This window comes from Bosea sp. RAC05 (assembly GCF_001713455.1).
In the GTDB taxonomy this organism is placed as follows: Bacteria; Pseudomonadota; Alphaproteobacteria; order Rhizobiales; family Beijerinckiaceae; genus Allobosea.
In genome coordinates this window covers 1,764,179-1,784,751 of the sequence record NZ_CP016464.1, presented here as the reverse complement: position 1 = coordinate 1,784,751, position 20,573 = coordinate 1,764,179, and the positions used below count along the sequence as shown (strand labels likewise).

Genomic DNA, 20,573 nt, shown 5'->3' with positions numbered 1-20,573 from the left:
TCAGTCAACCTTCCCACCGGCCGATCTGAGGATATCCTTCGCGCGCGGCGTCTTGATGAAAGCCAGGAATGACTTCGCCTCATCGTTGATCGTGCTGGCTTTGTGCAGCAGCGACAGCAAGACATGCGACGGGTAAGTCGGTTCCGTTGGCTTGACACCATCCACCGCGATGTAATTGACCACACCCTCGAGGGGCTTCGCATAGGGGCAAAAACCGATGGCGCCCTCGGTCATGCGGACGGACTCCAGCATCTCCGTGGTCGATAGCGTTTGCTTGGAGCGGTCCGAAAACACCAGGTCTTTCCAACCCGGCATCGTCGCTCGCAGGGCCACGACCGTTGAATCACTCAGGTCGCGTCGCACCACGCGGACAACCATGTCCTTGCCGCCAACCTCAGTCCAGTTCCGTACTTTGCCCGAAAAAACAGCAACAACCTGTGCCGATGTCAGCTGCGTCACACCCGTTGACGGATGAGCGAAGATGGCGATCGGGACAGAAACGACCGGCGTCGCAACCAGACCTTGCGCTGTTTCGGCATCGTTGGGCAATCGCGCCACACGACCGAGTATTTCCCGCTCGGTCCCGACGGCGGTAAACCCACCGCCCGTCCCGATGCTGGGAGGAACAACGATGTTTTTTCCCGGATGCGCGGCCATGTATTCTTTCGCAGCGGCCTGCAGCATCTCCATCCCATCGCCCGATCCGACAATCTTCAGTTCGCGCGCTTGAGCGAACGCCTGCGGCGCGAAGCAGGTCGTGGCGGCTACGGCCAAAATAGCCCGGCGTCTGTCCATCCCACGGCTCCTTTGCGCACACGTTCCCAAAGGGAATATCGGCAGATATATTAACGGCTTCATAAACAATTCGTTTACGCATCAGAAGTTGGGACCAAATCGCCTAATTTGTAGGCGCCCTGCGGCGATGTTTCGGAGCCGGCGATCTGCGATCTGAGTGGGGCAACCGTGATCGCTGACGATGCCCAGCCGGCAACCCGATCTGCGCCCCCCGATCGCGTAAACCGGTCCAGGAACCGCTGCGGGCCGGCGCCCGTCCACCCAGCCCTCCTCCGCCTGGCCGCCGCTTGACGGGGGGCCGGGAGCGCGGCAGGTTCTTCAAAGTTAATTCAAATTAACATAGCCGGCTGACGTAGCGTTGGTCGCACCAGCAGGGCGCGAACAACGATGTCTTTTCGCACTAACATCTGCGCCCTCGCCGGACTCGTCCTGGCGGCGCTCGCCACCCCCGCCGACGCACAGAGCACGCGGAGCTTTCGCTGCGATGACGGGGTTCGCCCCTTCACGATCAGGGTGACGGTCCTCGACCAGCAAACGATCTCGGCCAACGCGATCGACGGGCGGACCCGCACCTTGCGGCTGACGCAGCACCGAAACGGCGAGAGGACCTACGCCGGCGGCGCGGAGAACGAGTACAACATCACCTTCAACGCCAGCCAGGACCACGCCTCGCTGAACAAGCCCTATTCCGAGACGATCGAGTGCCCGGTCGTCAGGGCCGCACAGTCACAGCCGCGTCCCGGCTCCGGTCCGGGCGACATCGATCCCGGCCGCAAGCCGGCCTGGTGCGCAAACCCCGCCAATCTGGCTCAGGAGACCGTCTGCGACAGCGCCGAACTGTCGCGGCTCGACGGGGTCGTCAGCGTGGCCTACCGCCGCGCCGTCTCCGACAGCGGCAGAGGCGCCGAAATCCGGCGGGAGCAGAGCCGCTGGGTCAGCCGCCGCGATGCCTGCGGCGAGGACAGGGCCTGCCTGCGGCGGCGTTATGGCGAGCAGATCTCGCTGCTGGAAGGCTATTTCAACAACTGATCCGCCGGGCGAGAACCGCTCCGCCTCGTCCTGTTGACCCCGGGGCAGCGCTGCCATTGCCCCCAGGCCGCCGCTTCCGCCGGCAGGTTGAAGCGGGGCGCTTGACGTAACAGAACTGGCCTGTCGATCCGTGCAAGGTGCCCGCCTGGAAAGCAGTGATTAACTATCGGAGACGAACAACCGGGCGCGACACCCCCGGCATGCCGCCCATTAACCCAGCGTCAAACGACCTCAGCCAAGGTGATGACGCTGACCAGAGCCACTTCAGAGCGAAGGCAGCCGTCAAACCGTGGTTCAAGAGGAGTTTCACATGACCAACGTTTTCGCTCGCTTCGCCAAGGATGAGTCCGGCGCCACCGCCATCGAGTACGGCCTGATCGCGGCCCTGATCGCGGTGGTCTGCATCACCGTCTGGACGAACATCGGCACCAGCCTGTCGGCCAAGTTCGAAGCCATCAACACCGGCCTGAAGTAAGACATTTCCGGCGGTCAACCGCCGACGTTGCCACGGGACAACGCCTCCCGGCTTTCGGGGGGCGTTGTCGCGCAATCCTGGACCTTGCGGTCCCGCAAGGGGATTCATGGCACAGACAGCTTGTCGCGCCGCTCCACCGCTGCCGAGCGGGCCGCCTGCGACGACATCCCCAGCCATGGGCACCCCGTTTCCAACCATCGCAGCCACGCGCTGCCGGGTTGGGTCTGCCCTTCTGAGTTGCGTCCCGGCGACGCGGCACCCGCATCGACACGGTCCGTGAAGCGATGGCCTTGCGCGCAATCACAGCGCAGACGGCGCTCGTCCTGTCCTCTCGATCCATCCCGTGACGCCGCTCTTCGGCGTCTGGCCACGGCTGGCGCGCGTCGGCGCCGCCTGTGGTTGGAGGCCCTGGGCCTCGCGCTCGAGCGGACTCTCCCTGATCGCCGTCTTCGCACGAGCCCTGCGCTTTGAGGGGCGCAGGCCGCCGTCCCGCGCAGATCCCCGCGAAAATCCGCTCAAATGCACGGCTTTTGCTTCATGTCCCTGCAATCTGCATGAAGATGCGGCGGCGCCGAGACTTGGTTAATTTTACCTTGTTTTGGCGTTTACCTTGCGTTCATCACTGTTTCGCGGCTTTCTCCGGCTCAAGAAGCGGCGCCAGACGCCGCGAGGTCGGGGACAGGTTGTCGGACATGGCGCACAAGGCTCTCACCGTTTCGGCTTTCACGGCGTCCGCCGTTTCGGCGGCGCTGCTGCTCGGTGCCGGCGCTGCCCAGGCCGGCGGCTGCTTCGGCTCCTCCTGCCGCCCGGCCCCCTGCCAGGGCGCGGCCTGCTACAATCTGGTCGAGACGCCTCCGGTCTATGGCACGATCGCCGAGACGCAGGTCGTGCGCCCCGCGAAGACCTATCGCCGCATCGTGCCGGCCGAATACGACTACGTCACCGAGAAGGTGATGATCCATCCGGCGCGGCAGATCCAGCATCATGTCCCCGCCCAGTATTCCTCGGTCCAGGAGAAGGTCCTGATTTCGCCCGGCGGCAAGCGCTGGGAGGTCACAACCGACGCCTATGGCCGCACCACCGGCTGCTGGGTCTATGACAAGCCGCAATACGGCTTCCGCCAGCGCACGGTCGAGGTTTCCCCGGCCCGCGTCGAATACGAGACGGTTCCGCCGGTCTACACCCAGCGCCAGCGCAAGGTGATGGTGCGGCCGACGCAGGTCCTGCACGAGACCGTGCCGGCCGTCACCGAGACCCGCCATCGCAAGGTGCTCGTGAGCCCCGGCTCGCAGCACTGGCAGAGGGCCGGCTACTGAATTTCGACTTGAGACGTTTGTGTACTGACTGCCTTTGACTACGGAAAAGACCACTCAAACCCCGGCTTCGGCCGGGGTTTTTTTATGGTGGTTCGAGGTCGCCAACGCCTCCTCCGCGTCATCCTGGGCGGCCGAAGGCCGGCCGGGATCCATCATCGGGCGCGACGGCTCTCTATGATGGATCCCGGCCTGCGCCGCTTTCGCGGCTTGTCCAGGATGACGAGGTGGTTGGTGACGAAGGGTGGCGACGCTTGTCGCAGCAGTCGCGAGGCGCCCTACCCCAGCCCGCCCATCAGCAGCGCGAGCACGCCGACGCCGAGAAAGAAGGCCAGCAGGCGGGCGGGCATCGCCACGAGCGCGCCCGGGGAGCGGCCGAGCGCGAGCCCGGCGACGATCTCGGTCAGGCCGAGCCCGAGCAGAACCAGGATGAAGGGCGGGAAGCTGGCGGAGGGCACGAGCCAGCCGGCCTTGAAGACCAGGGCGACGAGGGCGCCGAGCGCGGCGCCGAAGGCGACGAAGACGAGCTCGACTCGCGAGAACCGCATGAAGCGGCTCAGCGCCGGCGGAAGTTTTGGTTGCGCGGCGGGCCGCTGGGCGCGGGGCCGGCGGTCTTCTGGCGGAAGTTGATGCGGCCGCGATCGAGATCGTAAGGCGACATCTCGACGACCACGCGGTCGCCGGCGATGGTGCGGATGCGGTTCTTCTTCATCTTCCCGGCGGCATAGGCCAGGATGACGTGGTCGTTGTCGAGCTTCACCCGGTAATTGCCGTCCGGCAGCACTTCGACCACCGTTCCGTCGAATTCGAGCAGTTCTTCTTTAGCCATTCTGTCGTCCTTCGTGTGCCCGTTGGCGCAGGGAACGGACCGGCCCCTCAAGGCCGGCCCGTCCCGGTTCTGGCTCGTCGCGCGTCAGTTCGCGCGCCGCCGGGCGCCGTTGGTGCGTGGTTGCTGTGTTCTTTGCTGCAAGAACGCGACGCCGCCAAGCCCTTCCTTGGCGGAACCGGCGTCTTTTCGCGGAGCCTGGGCATCCGTGCGCTGCGGCCGCTCGCCGCGAGGCGCCTCAGACCGCGGAGCGCCGCCATGCGCGGGCTTGGCGGCCTGGGGGCGCGCCGAGCGTTCGCCCTGCGGCCGGCCCTGGTCGCGACCGCCGCCACCCTGCTGTCCGCGTCCGCCGCGGCCCTGGTTCTGGGGCGGCTTCTTGGGGGTGCGGCCGTCCCAATACGGCACCTCGCCCATGGGCGTGATGGCGATGCGGGTCAGCTTCTCGATGGCGGCGAGGTCGCCGCGCTCTTCGGGCGTGCAGAAGGCGATCGCCATGCCCGAGGCGCCGGCGCGCGCGGTGCGGCCGATGCGGTGGACATAGGTCTCGGCGACGTTGGGCAGGTCGAACTGTACGACATGGCTGATGCCGTCGACATCGATGCCGCGGGCGGCGATGTCGGTGGCGACGAGGATGCGCAGCTCGCCGTCACGGAAGGCGCCGAGCGCCCGCTCGCGCTGGCCCTGGCTCTTGTTGCCGTGGATCGCGGCGGACTTGATGCCGGAGACCTCGAGCTGGCGGACGACCTTGTCGGCGCCGTGCTTGGTGCGGGTGAAGACGATGGCGCGCTCCATCTCCGGCACGCTCAGCGTCTTCGCCAGCAGGGCCGGCTTCTCGCCCGGCGTGGTGAAGATCACGCGCTGGTCGATCTTCTCGGCGGTCGTCGCCACCGGCGCGACCGAGACCTCGACGGGATCGCTCAGATAGGCCGAGGCGATCTCGCGGATCGGCTTGGGCATCGTCGCCGAGAACAGCAGGGTCTGGCGCTTCTTCGGGATCAGCGTAGCGATCCGGCGCAGCGCATGGACGAAGCCGAGATCGAGCATCTGGTCGGCCTCGTCGAGGACGAGGTACTCGATCTCGCGCAGCGAGACGGCGCGCTGGTCGACGAGGTCGAGCAGACGGCCCGGCGTGGCCACGAGGATGTCGACATGCTGGCCGAGCGCGCGGATCTGCTTGCCGACCGGCACGCCACCGAAGACGACCGCCGACTTGACGGTGGTGAACTGGGCGTAGGCGCGGATCGAGGTCTCGATCTGGGCGGCGAGCTCACGCGTCGGCGAGAGGATCAGCGCGCGCACCTGGCGCGTTTCCATGCGGCGCGGCTGGCTGAGCAGCCTGTGGATCAGCGGCAGGGAGAAGGCGGCGGTTTTGCCGGTTCCGGTCTGGGCGGCGCCGAGGAGGTCGCGGCCCTGGAGGATGTGGGGGATGGCCTGCGCCTGGATCGGCGTGGGCGTGGTGTAACCTTCGGAAGCGAGCGCCTTGAGAAGCTGCTCGGCCAGGCCGAGGTCGGTAAATTGGGTCAAAACAGGTCTTTCCGGACGCCGTGACGCAAGGGGCACATGTGGGTCTCGGCTGTGCCGCCGGATTGCGCCCGGCCTTTGAATATTGAATCTGTCCCGCCGGCGAACCGCTAAGCCACAGCGCCGGAAGGTGTCGTCGGTGAACCAGGCCGGCGCGGGGCCGGCCTGGATCGTTGGGTTGCCTCAGGCGACGGCGAGGTTGCCGGCCGAGGACTTGCCGGTCTTGCGATCGGCGACGAGCTCGAACGACACGACCTGGCCTTCGACCAGCTCGCGCAGACCGGCGCGCTCGACGGCGGAGATGTGGACGAACACGTCCTGCCCGCCGTTCTCAGGGGTGATGAAACCGTAGCCCTTGGTGGCGTTGAACCACTTGACGGTGCCCTTGTTCATATTGGTCGTCCTTACGTTTCAGATCCGCGTATATCGGAAAGACACAGCGCGGCGCGCGGACGCCTGCCATGGTCTCGTAGTCGATGTGTGGTGGATCTGAATCGTGCCCGCCGACCGGAAAAAACCGCGCGGAGGATGGCCAGAACCCGGCCGCATCTCGTCTTACATGGGGAGCCCTAGCACAAAAGGCAACGCGGGTCCAGCGAATGGCCGCGGCACGCGAAAGGCGGCAGGCTCAGGTGAGCCTGCCGCCTCCCGGCCAGGTCGGGCGCCTCGGCGTCCGCTATCGTCTCACACCATCCCGCCGACCATCGGCAGCTGGCGCGGGCGCCCCTTGCCGAGCCGGGCGAGCGCGTTGGCGACCGCCGGGCCGATCGGCGGGACGCCGGGCTCGCCGACGCCGGTCGGCTTCTCGGTCGAGGCGACGATCGCCACCGCGACCTCCGGCATCTCCTGGAAGCGCAGGGAGCGGTAGCTGTCGAAATTGGTCTGCACCGGCTTGCCCTTGTCGAGCGTGATCTCGCCATAGAGGGCATGGCCGAGGCCGAAGCCGATGCCGCCTTCCATCTGGGCGCGGATGACGTCGGGGTTGACCGCGATGCCGCAATCGATCGCGCACCAGACCTTGTGGACCTTGGGCTCGCCGTCGGGTCCGATCGAGACCTCGGCGATCTGGGCGACGAAGGAGCCGAAGCTTTCCGCCACCGCGACGCCGCGCGCCCGGCCGTTGCCGGCGTCGGGACCGGTCCATTTCGCCAGTTCCGCGACAGCCTTCAGCACGGCAGCCAGCCGCGGCTCCTTGCCCATCAGGGCAAGCCGCCCGGCGACAGGGTCCTGCCCCGCGGCCTGGAGCAGTTCGTCGATGAAACACTCGACCGCATAGGCGGTGTGGGTGTGCCCGACCGAGCGCCACCACAGGGTGGGCACTCCGACCTTTGCCGTGTGGACCTCGCAGCGGAAATCCGCGACGTCGTAGGGCAGCTCATTAGCGCCCTCGACCATCGTCGCGTCGATGCCGTTCTTCACGGTCATCGCCTCGAAGGGCGTGCCCAGGAAGAAGGACTGGCCGACGATGCTGTTGGTCCAGGCGGTGATCTTGCCGTCCTTCACCGCGCCGCGCAGGCGGTGGACGAAGAGCGGGCGGTAATGGCCGCCGATCAGGTCGTCCTCACGGGTCCAGACCAGCTTGACCGGCCGGTTGGGGCCGATCGCCTTGGCGCACATGGCCAGTTCCGCCGCCAGATGCTGGCTGACCTGGGCGCGCCGCCCGAAGGAACCGCCGGCCAGCATGGTCTCGAGCCTGACCGTCTCGGGCGGGAGACCGAGCACGGTGGCGATCGTCATGTGCTCGGTGGTCTGGAACTGGCTGCCGAAGCGGGCGAGCGCGCCCTGCGCGTTCCATTCGAGATAGCCGTCGAGGGGCTCCATCGGCGCATGGGCCAGATAGGGAAAGACGTATTCGGCTTCGATCACGCGCTCGGCCTTGGCGAGCACGGCCTGCGCATCGCCATGGTTTCCGGCGACGGTGCCCGGCGTGCGGGCCAGCGCGCGGTACTCGGCGATGAGTTCGGCGCTGCCGCGTGTCTCGGCTCCGCTCTCGTCCCAGACGACCTTCAACGCCTCGCGGCCCTTGATCGCCGGCCACATCCCCTGACCGTAGACGGCGACGCCCGAGCCGATCTGCTTGACGTCGACGACCCCCTTGATCTTGAGGGCCTCCGTCGCATCGAAGCTCGCCACCTTCCCGCCGAAGCGCGGCGGCCGGGCGACGACGACGGTCAGCATGCCGGGCGCGCTGATGTCGATGGTGAACTGCGCCTTGCCGCGGGCCTTGTCGGCACCGTCGATGCGCTTGACCGCACCCTCCTTGCCGATCAGCCGGTATTGGGCGGGTGACTTCAAGGGCGCGTCGGCCGGAGCCGGCAGCTTCGCAGCGGCCTCGGCGAACTCGCCGAAGCGGCCCTGCTTGCCCGATGCGTGCTTGAGCACGCCCGCCTCGATGGTGATCTCCCCGGCCGGCACCTTCCAGGCCTGGGCGGCGGCCTGCACCAGCATGATTCGGGCGGTCGCGGCTGCCTTGCGGATCTGGTCGAAGGAATTGGCCATCGCGGTGGAGCCGCCGGTGCCCTGCACGCCGAAGGCGAGGTTGGCATAGAGCTTGACGTCGGCGGGCGCGTGCTCGGCGCGCATCTGGCTCCAGTCGGCGTCCATCTCCTCGGCGACGAGTGTGGCAAGCCCGGTGAAGGGCCCCTGCCCGAACTCGATATGCTTGACGAGGACGGTGACGCTGCTGTCGGCCGCGACGCGGATGAAGGCGTTGGGCGCGAAGGTCGCGGCGCCGGGCGCCTGCTGGGCGCGCGCCGCCTTGGGCAGGTGGAGCGCGATGACGAGGCCGCCGGCGCCGGCCAGCAGAGAGCGGCGCGAGAGTGTGAGATCGTGGGCGGTCATGCTCAACCCTCCAGGGTGCGGGCGGCGGCGTGGATGGCCGTCCGGATGCGGGCGTAAGTGGCGCAGCGGCAGATGTTGCCGTTCATGGCGGCGTCGATGTCGCTGTCGCTGGGCTTGGGATTGTCCTTGAGCAGGGCCACCGCGCTCATCACCTGGCCGGACTGGCAATAGCCGCATTGCGGCACGTCGATTGTGTCCCAGGCAGCCTGGACCGCCCTCGCCTCCTTGCTGTCGAGCGCCTCGATCGTCGTCACCTTGCCATCGACCGCAGAGACGGGCGTCACGCAGGATCGCACGGGCTGCCCGTCGATCCAGACCGTGCAGGCGCCGCATTGGGCGATACCGCAGCCGAATTTGGTGCCGGTCAGGCCGAGATTGTCCCGGATCGCCCAGAGCAGGGGCGTGTCGTCGTCGACATCGACGCTGTGGGTGCGTCCATTGACGGTGAGTGTATGGGCCATGGCTGCCTCGTGGATGAATTACGATGTGAAGAAGCGGAACGTCGGTCTGTCGCGGGGGGTTATGTCAGAACCCGATCCGGCATAGCGTCCGACGGCGACCGCGGTGGCGATCAGCCGAATTGGACTGTTTGTATCAATTCAGTCCATTCAGTAGATCGCGCAAAGACTGGAATCCGTCAAGAGTGAGAATGGACGGCTCACGAGAATGTGCCCCGGCGCCGCACGACGAGGCGGTGACCCGGATCGAACAGATTGCCGACGCGGCGCTTCGCCGGTTTGCGCGCTATGGATTCAAGCGCAGTTCGATGGACGACATCGCGCGCGAGGCCGGCCTCGCCAAGGCGACGATCTATCTGCACTTCAAGGGCAAGGACGATGTCTTCCGGGCGATGATGGCGCGGTTTCTGGCGCAGGTCGCCGCCCGCTGCGAAGCCGTGATGGCGCAGCCCCTGCCCCTTCCCGACAAGCTTTCAGCGCTGATGCTCGCGCATTTCGGCGCAGGCTATGCCGCTTTCGGCGATGGCGAACATCTGCTCGAGCTCAAGACGGTGATGGCGAGCATCGCGACGCGGGAAGCGCAGGCTTTCGAGCACATCTTCTGCAGCCATGCGACGGCGCTCCTGACGCAAGCGGCCGCCTCGGGAGAGGTCTCGCTGGGAGCGCTCAAGGCCGAACAGATCGTCGAAACGATCGCCCACGCGGCGATCGGCGCGAAGATGGGGCCGCAGCCGTCGCTGGAAACCTATCAAGCGAGGCTGCGCCAGATTGCGGCGCTTGCGGCCCAGGCCGTGGCGAGGCGGTAAAGCCGTCACCCGATGCGAGGCTGAAGGCGCCCCTGGCGTGCCGATGCCCTGGCGAGGCGCCGTACCGCTGCCCCGCCTCAGCCTTCCTTCGCCCGCACCGCGCCGAGCGCCGCCTGGGCGGCGGCCAGCCGCGCGATCGGCACGCGGAAGGGCGAGCAGGAGACGTAGTCGAGGCCTACGCTCTCGCAGAAACCGATCGAGGCGGGATCGCCGCCATGCTCGCCGCAGATGCCGAGCTTGATGTCGGGCCGGGCCTTGCGGCCGCGCTCGGCGGCCAGCTTCACCAGCTCGCCGACGCCCTCCTGGTCGATGGTGACGAAGGGGTCGGCGGCGAGGATGCCCTTGGCGGTGTAGGCGCCCAGGAAGGAGGCTGCGTCGTCGCGCGAGATGCCGAGCGTCGTCTGGGTCAGGTCGTTGGTGCCGAAGGAGAAGAACTCGGCGCTCTTGGCGATCTCCTCGGCGCGCAGCGCCGCGCGCGGCAGCTCGATCATGGTGCCGACCTGATAGGTCAGCTCGACCTTGCTCTCGGCGATGACCGCCTTGGCCATGGCGTCGATGCGCGCCTTGACGAGGTCGAGCTCGGCGACCCCCATGACGAGCGGCACCATCACCTCCGGGATCACGGCCTTGCCGGTCTCGCGGGCGGCGATGACCGCCGCCTCGAAGATGGCGCGGGCCTGCATCTCGGCGATCTCGGGATAGGCGATCGCGAGGCGCACGCCGCGGAAGCCGAGCATCGGGTTGAACTCGTGCAGCTCTGCGGCGCGGTGCTTCAGCGCCTCGGGCGTGACGCCCAGCGCCTGGGCGACGGCGGCGATCTCGGCCTCGCCATGCGGCAGGAACTCGTGCAGCGGCGGGTCGAGCAGGCGGATCGTCACCGGCAGCCCGCTCATGATGGTGAAGAGCTGGACGAAGTCCTGGCGCTGCATCGGCAGGAGCTTGGCGAGCGCGGCGCGGCGGCCCTTGTCGTCGGCGGCGAGGATCATCTCGCGCACGGACTGGATGCGGTCCGCCTCGAAGAACATGTGCTCGGTGCGGCATAGCCCGATGCCCTCGGCGCCGAACTCACGGGCGGTGCGAGCGTCGTCGGGCGTCTCGGCATTGGCGCGGACCTTGAGGCGGCGGACGGCGTCGGCCCAGCCCATCAGCGTCGCGAATTCGCCGGAGAGCTCCGGCTTCTGCATCTTGACCTCGCCCAGCAGCACCTGGCCGTTGCCGCCGTCGATGGTGAGGACGTCGCCGGCCTTCAGCACGGTCTGGCCGACGGTGAGCGTGCCCTTGGCATAGTCGACGCGGATCTGCCCGGCGCCCGAGACGCAGGGCTTGCCCATGCCGCGCGCCACCACCGCCGCATGGGAGGTCATGCCGCCGCGGGTGGTCAGGATGCCTTCGGCGGCGTGCATGCCGTGGATGTCTTCCGGCGAAGTCTCGACGCGCACCAGGATAACCTTGCGGCCCGCCTTGCGGGCATTCTCGGCCTCGTCGGAGTTGAAGACGATCTCGCCGGCGGCGGCACCGGGCGAGGCCGGCAGGCCGGTCGTCAGGACGCGGCGCTCGGCCTTGGGGTCGATCATCGGATGCAGGAGCTGGTCGAGCGCGCCGGGCTCGACGCGGCCGACCGCCTCCTGCTGCGTGATCAGGCCCTCCTGGGCGAGTTCGACCGCGATCCGCAGCGCCGCCTTGGCGGTGCGCTTGCCGGAGCGGGTCTGCAGCATCCAGAGCTTGCCCTCCTGGATGGTGAACTCCATGTCCTGCATGTCGCGATAATGCTTCTCGAGGATGCCGTAGATTCGGCAGAGCTCGGCATAGGCCTCCGGCATCGCCCTTTCCATCGAGGGCTTGTCGGAACCGGCCTCCTTGCGGGCGGCCTCGGTGATGTCCTGCGGGGTGCGGATGCCGGCGACGACGTCCTCGCCCTGCGCGTTGATCAGGAACTCGCCATAGAGCGCGTTCTCGCCGGTCGAGGGATTGCGGGTGAAGGCGACGCCGGTGGCCGAGGTGTCGCCCATGTTGCCGAACACCATCGACTGGACGTTCACCGCCGTGCCCCAGGCGGCGGGGATGTTGTTGAGTTCGCGATACTTGATCGCGCGTGCGTTCATCCAGGAGGAGAAGACGGCGCCGACCGCGCCCCAAAGCTGGGCCCGCGGATCCTGCGGGAAGTCGCTGCCGAGCGCCTTCTTCACGATGTCCTTGTACTTGCCGACGAGAACCTTCCAGTCCTCGGCGCCGAGATCGGTGTCGAGATGCAGGCCCTTGCGCTCCTTGTAGTCCTCGAGCGCCTCCTCGAAATGCCCGTGATCGACGTCGAGCACGACGTTGGAATACATCGTGATGAAGCGGCGATAGCTGTCCCAGGCGAAGCGGGCGTCGCCCGAGGCCTGGGCGACGGCCTCGACGGTGACGTCGTTCAGGCCGAGATTGAGGACGGTGTCCATCATGCCCGGCATCGAGGCGCGGGCGCCGGAACGGACCGAAACGAGCAGCGGGTTGGCGGGATCGCCGAAGGTCTTGCCGGTCAGGCGGCCCATCTCGGCGAGCGCGGCCTGGGCCTGCGCCTCGAGCTCCGGCGGGAACTGCTTGCCGTTGTCGTAATACCAGGTGCAGACCTCGGTGGTGATGGTGAAGCCGGGTGGCACGGGCAGGCCCAGATTGCTCATCTCGGCGAGGTTCGCGCCCTTGCCGCCGAGCAGGTTCTTCATGCCCGCCTCACCTTCGGCCTTGCCGTCGCCGAAGGTATAGACCCATTTCCCGCCAGCCATCGTCCCAGCCCCTTCACGTCACGACCGACCATGCGCAAGAACGCAGCCGCCGGCGAATGGTTCGCGTGCGCCGCAACAAAGGCGCAGCGGCGTGGTCATGCCGAAAAGCGGATGAACAATCAATGAGCCGAAAGGGTCGGGGCCGCGCCGTGCGGCGTCAGCGGCCCACCGCCCTCGCTTTCTTGGGCCAGCGCAGGGGCCAGGTGACGATCCGGTCCGGCACGTCCTCATCGGGGACGTCGTCCTCGCTCGCATAGACACGGCCGCGGACCGCGACACCGGCCTCGACCACCGTCTCCGGGTCGCCCGAGACCAGCGGGTGCCACCAAGGCAGGTCGCGCCCCTCGGCCACCAGCCGATAGGCGCAGGTCGGCGGCAGCCAGGGCAGCGTGCGGACGTCATGCGGCGTCAGCGTCACGCAGTCGGGCACCTTCGTCGAGCGGTTGACGTAGTCCTTGCAGCGGCAGGTGTCGGCATCGAACAGGCGGCAGCCGATATCCGTCGCCAGGATGGCGTCGGTGTCCTCGTCCTGCAGCTTGACCAGACAGCAGCGGCCGCAGCCGTCGCAGAGCGATTCCCACTGCTCGCGATTCATCGCCTCGAGCGGGGTGGTGCGCCAGAAGGGCTCGTCGGGGTTGGGATCGTCGACCATGGGGCCTTATGCGATGGAGCCGGCCGGGATGGAAGCGCGGGCGGTTATGCATCCGTCGCCGGCCCTGACTCGTATCCGGGCTGCGTGCCGAAACGGAACAGGCGCCGTGGCAAGGAATCTGCTGTTCCTGCCAAAATGCGGCGGGCCTCTTACGCCGCGGCGAAGAGACGATATGTACTCGGCAGCCGGCCGGATTATGGTGGCGGGCTGACGGGAGCGCGGCAGGGCTAGGCCATCGACTTCCAGGTCGACGGCTCTCATCGGGATGCCAGGACGGCGATGGAGTTCAGGAAGACAGGCTGGACGACCCGACTGAAGCGCTTCGCGCTGGCGGTCGACTCATGGGCCGACGCCGGCCTGTGGGGCGCTGCGCGCCGCGCCGGCGAACTCTACGAGCGCATCCGCAGCTTCATGGACCGGCTGACCGTCACCGGCGGGCAGAGGCTCGCGGCCGAGTTCGCCAGCGAGGGGCTGAATGTCGGCATCGCCGGCTCGCTGGTCGTGCTGGCGCTCGCCATCCCCTCCTTTCACGAGGGACGCGAGGAGGCGCTGAAGCACCAGGTCTTCGCCGTCACCTTCCTCGACCGCTACGGCGCCGAACTCGGCCATCGCGGCGCGCGGCACGATGACTCGCTGAAGCTGGAGGAGATGCCGGACCATCTGCTCAAGGCGGTTCTGGCGACGGAAGACCGCCGCTTCTACGACCATTTCGGCATCGACCTGATCGGCACGCTGCGCGCCGTGACCGTCAATGCGCGCGCCTCCGGCGTCGTGCAGGGCGGCTCCTCGCTGACGCAGCAGCTCGCCAAGAACCTCTTCCTGACCAACGAGCGCTCGCTCGACCGCAAGATCAAGGAAGCCTTCCTGGCGATCTGGCTCGAGCAGCGGCTGACCAAGAACGAGATCCTGAAGCTCTATCTCGACCGCGCCTATATGGGCGGCGGCACCTTCGGGGTGGCGGCGGCGGCCGAGTACTATTTCGGCAAGTCGGTGCGTGACGTCACGCTGGCCGAGGCCGCGATGCTGGCCGGGCTGTTCAAGGCCCCGACCAAATACGCCCCCCACGTCAACCTGCCCGCAGCGCGCGCCCGCGCCAACGACGTGCTCAACGCCATGGTCGATGCCGGCTTCATGACGGCGGGTCAGGTCGACAGCGCCAAGCGCAACCCCGCCACGCCGATCGACCGGCGCCGGGACACCAGCCCGGACTATTACCTGGACTGGGCCTTCGACGAGATCCGCCGCCTCGCCGACGACGGCAAGATCGGCCCCGATCGGGTGCTGACGGTGAAGACGCCGCATGATCCGGCCATTCAGGAACGGGCCGACGAGGCGATCGAGTCGATTCTGCGCCAATATGGGCCAGGCTACCGTGCCAAGCAGGCGGCGACGGCGGTCCTCGAGACGGACGGCGCGGTGCGCGCGCTGGTCGGCGGGCGCGATTATGGCGCCAGCCAGTTCAACCGCGCGACCGCGAGCCTGCGGCAGCCCGGCTCGTCCTTCAAGCCCTTCGTCTACGCGGCGGCGATGCAGGCGGGGCTCTACAAGCCGAACACGGTCGTCAGCGACCGGCCGGTCTGCATCGGCAACTGGTGCCCCAACAATTACGGGCGCTCCTTCGCGGGCTCGATGCCGCTGACGGTGGCGCTGGCGAAGTCGATCAACACGATCCCGGTGCAGATGTCGATCGCGCTCGGCCAGGCCACCGGCGAGACGCATGTCGCGCGCGCGGCCCGGATCGGGCGGCTGAAGATCATCGAGACCAGCCGGGCGATGGGCCTCAACTCGCCTCTGACCGACACCGTGTCGCTGCCGATCGGCGCGGCCGAGGTCACGGTCCTCGACATGGCGGCGGGCTATGCCGTCTTCGCCAATGGCGGCCAGCGCGCGCGGCCCTATGCGGCGATCGAGATCCGCAACTCGCATGGCGACGTCATCTACCGGCATGACCGCGACGAGCCGGAAGCGGCCCGCGTGCTGAGCACGCAGGTGGCGCAGGACATGAACTTCATGCTGTCGAAGGTGCCGACCGAGGGCACGGGCCGGCGCGCCGCTCTGGAGGGTGTCGTCACCGCCGGCAAGACCGGCACGACCAACGGCTACAAGGACGCCTGGTATGTCGGCTACTCCGGCAACCTCGTCGGCGCGGTCTGGTACGGCAACGACGATTCGTCGGAAACCGCGAACATGACCGGCGGCTCGCTGCCGGCCATGACCTTCAAGGAGATCATGCAGTTCGCCCATCGCGGGCTCGAGCTGAAGCCGATTCCGGGTGTGGCGCCGCCGGACCCCAAGGCCGCGACGGTCGCGAAGGCGCAGGTCCCCGCGGCCGCCACCGCGGCCGGTTCGGGGCCGGGTGCCGGCCACATGCCGCGGCAGTCCTTCGAGGTGCTGTCGGCGGTGGGCGCGATGTTCAAGACGATCGAGCCCCCCCGCCGCGCCACCACCCCCGTGCAGGTCGGCATCCGCGACGTGTCCGCGTCGGGCGGCAACAGCGCCATCCGCTGACCGCGGCGGGCGTCCGGTTGACGGGCCGGCGCCGGCTGGTTCAACTCGCGCGCCGTCCCCCGCGGACGGTCGCTTCCGAAGGCAGGGCATTGCGAGTCGTCCATCTGGCCTATGTGATTGCGCTCGGCGCCGGGCTGGGGCTGGCCTCGGCCCATTTCGCCGTGGCCGGGCGGCCTCTGCTCGGGATGGTCGAGATCGGCCCCTGGGCGGCCTGGCCCCGGAGCGGCAGCCGCGACATCGACCCCTATCTGCGGGCCTATCTCGCCCGCGGCGTGCATCTGCCGCTGGGCGCGGGCGAGGGGCTCGAGCTGATCGCCGAGCGGGACGACGAAGGCCGCGGGCTCGATGGGCGCTGCCGTTATCGGCTCACCGGCCAGATCCCGACGACGCGCGGCTGGACGCTGAGCGTCACCGACTCCGACGGGCGCGCTTTCCGCCTGCCGCTCGACCGCAGCGGCTTCACCGACGCCGAGGTGGTGCGCGCAGAAGACGGCGGCTTGCGCATCGCGGCAGCCTCCTGGCCCCAGGCCGGCGACTGGCTCCCCCTCCCGGCGAGCGGACGCTTCCAGTTCCGCCTGCGGCTCTACGACACGCCGATCGCCACCCAGGCCGGCGAGACGCGGGCGGAGAGCCTGCCGCGCATCGCCCGGATCGACTGCTCATGAGCGCCGCCGACCCGACGCTGGAGCCCCGGAGAACACCGGCCGCAGGACGGATCCCGCTGGCGGCGCGTCTCGGCGCCTCGCTGCGCAGCCTGCTGCTGGCGACCGCCGCCGGTCTCGTGCTCGCCGGCATCGTCCATATCGTCACCATCCTGATGATCCCGGCCCTCTCGACCAGCGACGCCGCCCATGCCTATGGCACGCTCGGCACCGGCGGGCAGGCCGAGCTGATCGCCAGCGATCCGCGCGGTCTGCCGCTGCCGCGCGAGGCCGATCCCGCGACCGTCACCGCCATCTGCAGCTATGACCTCCGCCCCGGGCCGATGCGGGTCGTCGCCCGCGTCGGCACGCTGCCGCTCGGCCTGACGCTGCATCGCCAGGGCGGCGGGGTCGTCTACGCGATCACCGACCGCGCCGCTGTGCGCGGTGTCGTCGAGTTCGTGGTGATGACGGAGGAGCAGCGCGACGAACGCGTCGCGCGTGACGAGGAGGGCGAAGCCGCGCGCGAATTGCGGGTCGTCTCGGACAGCGAGCAGGGTCTCATCGTCGTGCGCGTGCTGGCGCGCCTGCCGTCGGACCGGGCCGATGCCGAGGCCCTGGCGAGCGGCGTCGCCTGCGGCATGGCGGACTGAACCTCAGCCCTTGTAGACGACCGGCGCCTTGTCGCCCTCGCCCCCGAAGACGCCGATCAGCGGCATCTTGCACAGCGGGCCGGCCTCGGCCTCCAGCGCCATGATGGCCCGCTCGGCCCGGATCGCCTCCCGCGACGGCATCTCGACCACGAGATTGGCGAGCGCGTAGCGATAGCTTTCGATGCGGAAGCCGACACGCTCGCAGACCCAGAGGATCAGCCCCTCGTTCTCGACGACGCGGGCCTGGGCCGGATCGATCTGCGAGGGCGCGACTTCGGGCGAGCTCTCGGCCGTCCGCATCCGCACGCGGTCCGCCGCCACGACGCGCATGGCGTTGGCGCGGAACGGCCCGATCAGGAGGCGGTCGGCATTGGCGTCCTCGGCGAGGCGGGCATAGCGCGAGGCCTGCGAGGCGAAGGAGCCGCCGGTCAGGGCGTTGAAATAGTCGGACTTCGCGCTGGACTGCATCTGGGCCGGCAGGATGCGCGCATGGGCGAGGTCGGAGACGCGGCGCTGGAAGGTGCTTTTCTCGTGGCTCGGCATGACGAAGCGCCAGGCGCGGTCGCGCAATTGCTCCTCATCGTCGGTGAAGCGGAAATGCGAGGCGGCCTCGCCCCGCGCCGTCGCCGACCAGAAGCCGGCCTGCGGCGCCAGCACCTGGCTGAAGATGTCCTGCCGCGGGCGGCCGAGATCGCCGGTGCACGCGCCCGTGGCGAGCAGCACAGACAGGGCCGCGGCCCGCGCAGCGGGTCCGCCTGCAAGACGCGCGAGCTGCGTCACGCCGGCTGCCGGGCGCTGGTCGCCTTCTTGGCCCGCTTCGGACGGCCGGCGCTTGTGGCCAGTGCGCGCGAGCGCCGCCGCACCACCGGATCGGCGGCAACGGGCTCGGCCTCACGCTCGTAGCGGACGCCGGTGAAAAACAGGATCGCCGCGGCCTCCGGACGCTCGGTCCGGGCTTGCGGCGATTGCGTCCGCAGCCGGGACGCGAGGGAGATGACGACGGCCATGATGCGCCTCCATGCCTTGGCGCCTTGGATGTGGGTCGCGGGAGATCGCTCTCCGGTTCACATCAGGCCCGGACATGGTTAACGCCCTCTTAAAGGCTCGGGGATTACTGTCGCTTCGAGCCCAGAATCACAGTCGAGAAGCCCATGCCGTCGCGCATTTCCGCCGAAATCGCCCAGCTCGCCCGCCTCGCGCGCGATGGCGGGCTCGATCTCACCCAGGTCTCGCTGCGGGTGAAGGCGGATTTGCTGATGTCGACGCCCCAGCCCGCCCCGGACGATCTCGCGGCGTTCGGGGAGATGGCCGCCACGCTGATGCCGGGCGTGGACGAGGCCACCGCCGTCATCCTCGCCCGCAAGATCGCGGCCTGGCCGCACGCGCCGGCGCCGGCCCTGGTAGCCCTTCGCGCCCGTGGCGGTGCCGTGCTCGCCGCCCTGATCCGGCATGGCCTGCAGCTCGGACCGGCCGAGATGGAAGATGTCGCAGTGCAGCCCGACAGCCGGCTGGCCTTGGCGCTGGCGGAGCGCAGCGACGTGACGGCCACCGCCGTGCTGATCCTGGTCGAGCGCGAGGACCGGGCGATCGACTTCGCTTTGATGATGAATGCCGCGGTGGCGCTGCCGCGTGTCGCGCTCGACCTGCTGGTCGCGCGGGCGCGGCGCGACGCCGGCTATGCCCAGCCGCTCCTGGCGCGGCGCGACGTGTCGAGCGTCGACATCGCGCCCCTCTTCCTCGCGGCCGGTCCCGAGCGGCGGCTGGCGATCCTCGATTCGCTGGCGGCGCTCGAGACGCTGACGCCCTCCGAGCGGCGTCCGGCCGTGCCGGGCGAGGTCTTCGCCGGCTGGCTCGCCATGGCGGCGGATGACCAGGCCAGTGCGTTTCAGGCGGTCTCCGGGCATCTCGGCGGCGGAGCCATGCTGGCGGAGGCGATGGCGGCCGACACCTCGCGCGATCTCGCGGCGCTGGCCCTGACCGCAGCCGGCGCCAGTGTCGAGGACGCGACACGGTTCCTGATCCGCCTGGGCGACGAGGCGGCGCATTCGGTCGAGCGCATTTTCGCGGTGGTCGCGCTGATGCGCAGCGTCCGGCCGGCCGTGGCGCTGCGGCTGGTCGCGCAGGTCGGCGGCATCGCCACGACGCCGCTGGCCCGCAAGGGGCAGCATCAGCCGGCGATGGATGCCAGCGGCACGCCGCAGCGGCCCGGGACCGCCCGGCAGGAGCCGGCGGGCAGCGCCAGCGAGATCCTCCGCAAGATCGGCCTCAAGCGCGAGCGCCGCTGAGAGTCACCGCGCGGCGGCTCCTCCGGCGATGGCCGCGATCAGCCCTCGACCAGATCGAGCCTCGGGTCACCCGCGCGGTTCTCGATCTCGACCAGCCAGAGATCGGAATCGAAGCGCAGTTCGCGCGCGACCCTGTCCTCGACGCTGCCGGGATCGGAGTCGAGGACGAGCTGGAAGCGGCGGATGCCGTCATCCTCGGCGAGGGACTGCGGCGCCGGCCCGTAGAGCGCGGCGGTTCGGTCGAGCCGGTCGAGCTTGACGAAAATCGCGCCGGCCTCGGCCGCGCCGCGTCGCCGCAGCACCGCGACGAGCCCGTCATGCGCGGCCTGGCGCAGATAGGCCGAAACCCAGAAATCGCTGGTCAGGCGCGCCATCGGCCGCGTGTCCTCCGCGCCCGTCAGTTCTCGGCGCTGCGGCGCTGGTTCGACGAGCGGGCCTGCGTGACACCGCGCACCTCCGCCGGCGGGCGGATGTCGGCGCCGTTGATCAGATCGGCGATCGGATCGCGCGGGGCGGGTGCGCTGGCGCGAGCCGCCGGAGCGGGCGTGGGCGCAGGCGCGGTTCGCGCCACATTGGTCACGGCCGCCGGCGGGCGAGCGCCCGCCTCGCGCGGCGACTGCGACAGGTCGACCGGCCGCGTCGGCGGGATCGGTGCCGCCACGCCCGAGGTGGGAGTCGCAGCCGGCTGAGCCTGGACCGGGGAAGCCGGCGTCTCGGAGCGCATCGCCTGGCGCGGCGCCGGCGAACCCGACGGCGCGGAGACCATCGGCGCGGGATGTCGCGCCTGCTGCAGCAGCAGCGCGTTGGCCAGGATCATCGCGGCCACGCCGGCGAAGAACAGGAACATCAGGGCCCGGCCGGGGCGACGCAGCGCCAGCCGGCCGACACGGCCGAGCCAGCCCGCCTTGCGGCGCGCCGGTGGGGCCGAGGGCGCCGCTCGCCGAACGGGAGCGGAGAGCGAGACGCTGGAGTGGGCGCGGGCGGCGATCGTGGACATGCGGCTGGCTC

At 69.1% G+C, this 20,573-nt stretch carries 21 protein-coding genes; 8 read left to right on the top strand and 13 right to left on the bottom strand.

Annotated elements, in window-relative coordinates:
- Positions 1 to 795: a substrate-binding domain-containing protein gene (locus tag BSY19_RS11915; protein ID WP_069054361.1), complete on the bottom strand. Its 795-nt coding sequence runs from the start codon at positions 793 to 795 to the stop codon at positions 1 to 3.
- Between the two features lie 387 nt (positions 796 to 1,182).
- On the opposite strand from BSY19_RS11915, the gene BSY19_RS11910 reads away from it, so the two are divergent.
- The 3 genes from BSY19_RS11910 (at position 1,183) to BSY19_RS11900 (ending at position 3,615) form a co-directional block, all read left to right on the top strand.
- The gene (locus BSY19_RS11910; protein WP_069054360.1) at positions 1,183 to 1,824 is read left to right on the top strand and encodes a lysozyme inhibitor LprI family protein; all 642 of its coding nucleotides are present in this window, start codon (positions 1,183 to 1,185) and stop codon (positions 1,822 to 1,824) included.
- Between the two features lie 310 nt (positions 1,825 to 2,134).
- Positions 2,135 to 2,299 carry a Flp family type IVb pilin gene (locus tag BSY19_RS11905; RefSeq protein WP_069054359.1) on the top strand — a complete coding sequence of 55 codons (165 nt, stop codon included), beginning with the start codon at positions 2,135 to 2,137 and terminating at the stop codon, positions 2,297 to 2,299.
- 692 nt (positions 2,300 to 2,991) lie between these two features.
- Positions 2,992 to 3,615 (top strand): hypothetical protein, encoded by a 624-nt coding sequence (locus tag BSY19_RS11900; protein ID WP_069054358.1) that lies wholly within the window; start codon positions 2,992 to 2,994, stop codon positions 3,613 to 3,615.
- Between the two features lie 275 nt (positions 3,616 to 3,890).
- Here BSY19_RS11900 and BSY19_RS11895 read toward each other — a convergent pair whose 3' ends face one another.
- From BSY19_RS11895 to BSY19_RS11870, 6 genes are all read right to left on the bottom strand, one after another.
- Complete coding sequence (locus BSY19_RS11895) at positions 3,891 to 4,160, bottom strand: hypothetical protein (protein ID WP_069054357.1); 270 nt, start codon at positions 4,158 to 4,160, stop codon at positions 3,891 to 3,893.
- Positions 4,161 to 4,168: 8 nt separating this feature from the next.
- Positions 4,169 to 4,441, bottom strand: coding sequence for a translation initiation factor IF-1 (gene infA, locus BSY19_RS11890; protein WP_066724490.1), 273 nt, complete (start codon positions 4,439 to 4,441; stop codon positions 4,169 to 4,171).
- Positions 4,442 to 4,525: 84 nt separating this feature from the next.
- Positions 4,526 to 5,962 carry a DEAD/DEAH box helicase gene (locus BSY19_RS11885; RefSeq protein WP_069054356.1) on the bottom strand — a complete coding sequence of 479 codons (1,437 nt, stop codon included), beginning with the start codon at positions 5,960 to 5,962 and terminating at the stop codon, positions 4,526 to 4,528.
- A 180-nt stretch (positions 5,963 to 6,142) separates the two neighbouring features.
- Positions 6,143 to 6,352: a cold-shock protein gene (locus BSY19_RS11880; RefSeq protein ID WP_066724499.1), complete on the bottom strand. Its 210-nt coding sequence runs from the start codon at positions 6,350 to 6,352 to the stop codon at positions 6,143 to 6,145.
- A 291-nt stretch (positions 6,353 to 6,643) separates the two neighbouring features.
- Positions 6,644 to 8,800, bottom strand: a complete 2,157-nt coding sequence (locus BSY19_RS11875) for a xanthine dehydrogenase family protein molybdopterin-binding subunit (protein ID WP_171905133.1) — start codon at positions 8,798 to 8,800, stop codon at positions 6,644 to 6,646.
- 2 nt (positions 8,801 to 8,802) lie between these two features.
- Positions 8,803 to 9,261, bottom strand: a complete 459-nt coding sequence (locus BSY19_RS11870) for a (2Fe-2S)-binding protein (RefSeq protein ID WP_069054354.1) — start codon at positions 9,259 to 9,261, stop codon at positions 8,803 to 8,805.
- 128 nt (positions 9,262 to 9,389) lie between these two features.
- Between BSY19_RS11870 and BSY19_RS11865 the strand changes: the two genes are divergently transcribed.
- A complete protein-coding gene (locus BSY19_RS11865; protein WP_150129593.1) occupies positions 9,390 to 10,064 on the top strand; it encodes a TetR/AcrR family transcriptional regulator in 675 nt (224 codons plus the stop codon).
- 77 nt (positions 10,065 to 10,141) lie between these two features.
- Here BSY19_RS11865 and ppdK read toward each other — a convergent pair whose 3' ends face one another.
- Both ppdK and BSY19_RS11855 read right to left on the bottom strand, forming a co-directional pair.
- Positions 10,142 to 12,826: a pyruvate, phosphate dikinase gene (ppdK, locus tag BSY19_RS11860; RefSeq protein ID WP_069054352.1), complete on the bottom strand. Its 2,685-nt coding sequence runs from the start codon at positions 12,824 to 12,826 to the stop codon at positions 10,142 to 10,144.
- Positions 12,827 to 12,983: 157 nt separating this feature from the next.
- A complete protein-coding gene (locus tag BSY19_RS11855; protein WP_069054351.1) occupies positions 12,984 to 13,478 on the bottom strand; it encodes a YcgN family cysteine cluster protein in 495 nt (164 codons plus the stop codon).
- A gap of 279 nt (positions 13,479 to 13,757) precedes the next feature.
- Here BSY19_RS11855 and BSY19_RS11850 point away from each other — a divergent pair, with 279 nt between their 5' ends.
- From BSY19_RS11850 to BSY19_RS11840, 3 genes are all read left to right on the top strand, one after another.
- Positions 13,758 to 15,986, top strand: a complete 2,229-nt coding sequence (locus BSY19_RS11850) for a transglycosylase domain-containing protein (protein WP_069054350.1) — start codon at positions 13,758 to 13,760, stop codon at positions 15,984 to 15,986.
- Positions 15,987 to 16,075: 89 nt separating this feature from the next.
- Positions 16,076 to 16,651 (top strand): DUF1214 domain-containing protein, encoded by a 576-nt coding sequence (locus BSY19_RS11845; RefSeq protein ID WP_083247554.1) that lies wholly within the window; start codon positions 16,076 to 16,078, stop codon positions 16,649 to 16,651.
- Complete coding sequence (locus BSY19_RS11840; protein ID WP_150129592.1) at positions 16,648 to 17,280, top strand: DUF1254 domain-containing protein; 633 nt, start codon at positions 16,648 to 16,650, stop codon at positions 17,278 to 17,280. Before BSY19_RS11845 ends, BSY19_RS11840 begins: the two co-directional genes overlap by 4 nt.
- Before the next feature lie 3 nt (positions 17,281 to 17,283).
- Here BSY19_RS11840 and BSY19_RS11835 read toward each other — a convergent pair whose 3' ends face one another.
- Complete coding sequence (locus tag BSY19_RS11835; protein ID WP_150129591.1) at positions 17,284 to 18,060, bottom strand: hypothetical protein; 777 nt, start codon at positions 18,058 to 18,060, stop codon at positions 17,284 to 17,286.
- Entirely contained in the window at positions 18,057 to 18,287 is a 231-nt protein-coding gene (locus tag BSY19_RS11830; RefSeq protein ID WP_069054347.1) for a hypothetical protein, read from the bottom strand. Before BSY19_RS11830 ends, BSY19_RS11835 begins: the two co-directional genes overlap by 4 nt.
- 144 nt (positions 18,288 to 18,431) lie before the next feature.
- On the opposite strand from BSY19_RS11830, the gene BSY19_RS11825 reads away from it, so the two are divergent.
- Positions 18,432 to 19,565 (top strand): hypothetical protein, encoded by a 1,134-nt coding sequence (locus BSY19_RS11825; RefSeq protein WP_069054346.1) that lies wholly within the window; start codon positions 18,432 to 18,434, stop codon positions 19,563 to 19,565.
- A gap of 38 nt (positions 19,566 to 19,603) precedes the next feature.
- Here BSY19_RS11825 and BSY19_RS11820 read toward each other — a convergent pair whose 3' ends face one another.
- A complete protein-coding gene (locus BSY19_RS11820) occupies positions 19,604 to 19,939 on the bottom strand; it encodes a DUF1491 family protein (RefSeq protein WP_069054345.1) in 336 nt (111 codons plus the stop codon).
- Between the two features lie 23 nt (positions 19,940 to 19,962).
- Positions 19,963 to 20,562: a superantigen-like protein SSL4 gene (locus BSY19_RS11815; protein WP_069054344.1), complete on the bottom strand. Its 600-nt coding sequence runs from the start codon at positions 20,560 to 20,562 to the stop codon at positions 19,963 to 19,965.
- Positions 20,563 to 20,573: the final 11 nt, after the last annotated feature.

Excerpts from the sequence above, each read along its gene's own strand:
- BSY19_RS11915 (WP_069054361.1), bottom strand. The coding sequence starts at position 795 with ATGGACAGACGCCGGGCTATTTTGGCCGTAGCCGCCACGACCTGCTTC.
- BSY19_RS11910 (WP_069054360.1), top strand. The coding sequence starts at position 1,183 with ATGTCTTTTCGCACTAACATCTGCGCCCTCGCCGGACTCGTCCTGGCG.
- BSY19_RS11905 (WP_069054359.1), top strand. The coding sequence starts at position 2,135 with ATGACCAACGTTTTCGCTCGCTTCGCCAAGGATGAGTCCGGCGCCACC.
- BSY19_RS11900 (WP_069054358.1), top strand. The coding sequence starts at position 2,992 with ATGGCGCACAAGGCTCTCACCGTTTCGGCTTTCACGGCGTCCGCCGTT.
- BSY19_RS11895 (WP_069054357.1), bottom strand. The coding sequence starts at position 4,160 with ATGCGGTTCTCGCGAGTCGAGCTCGTCTTCGTCGCCTTCGGCGCCGCG.
- infA (WP_066724490.1), bottom strand. The coding sequence starts at position 4,441 with ATGGCTAAAGAAGAACTGCTCGAATTCGACGGAACGGTGGTCGAAGTG.
- BSY19_RS11880 (WP_066724499.1), bottom strand. The coding sequence starts at position 6,352 with ATGAACAAGGGCACCGTCAAGTGGTTCAACGCCACCAAGGGCTACGGT.
- BSY19_RS11875 (WP_171905133.1), bottom strand. The coding sequence starts at position 8,800 with ATGACCGCCCACGATCTCACACTCTCGCGCCGCTCTCTGCTGGCCGGC.
- BSY19_RS11870 (WP_069054354.1), bottom strand. The coding sequence starts at position 9,261 with ATGGCCCATACACTCACCGTCAATGGACGCACCCACAGCGTCGATGTC.
- ppdK (WP_069054352.1), bottom strand. The coding sequence starts at position 12,826 with ATGGCTGGCGGGAAATGGGTCTATACCTTCGGCGACGGCAAGGCCGAA.
- BSY19_RS11855 (WP_069054351.1), bottom strand. The coding sequence starts at position 13,478 with ATGGTCGACGATCCCAACCCCGACGAGCCCTTCTGGCGCACCACCCCG.
- BSY19_RS11850 (WP_069054350.1), top strand. The coding sequence starts at position 13,758 with ATGGAGTTCAGGAAGACAGGCTGGACGACCCGACTGAAGCGCTTCGCG.
- BSY19_RS11840 (WP_150129592.1), top strand. The coding sequence starts at position 16,648 with ATGAGCGCCGCCGACCCGACGCTGGAGCCCCGGAGAACACCGGCCGCA.
- BSY19_RS11830 (WP_069054347.1), bottom strand. The coding sequence starts at position 18,287 with ATGGCCGTCGTCATCTCCCTCGCGTCCCGGCTGCGGACGCAATCGCCG.
- BSY19_RS11825 (WP_069054346.1), top strand. The coding sequence starts at position 18,432 with ATGCCGTCGCGCATTTCCGCCGAAATCGCCCAGCTCGCCCGCCTCGCG.
- BSY19_RS11820 (WP_069054345.1), bottom strand. The coding sequence starts at position 19,939 with ATGGCGCGCCTGACCAGCGATTTCTGGGTTTCGGCCTATCTGCGCCAG.
- BSY19_RS11815 (WP_069054344.1), bottom strand. The coding sequence starts at position 20,562 with ATGTCCACGATCGCCGCCCGCGCCCACTCCAGCGTCTCGCTCTCCGCT.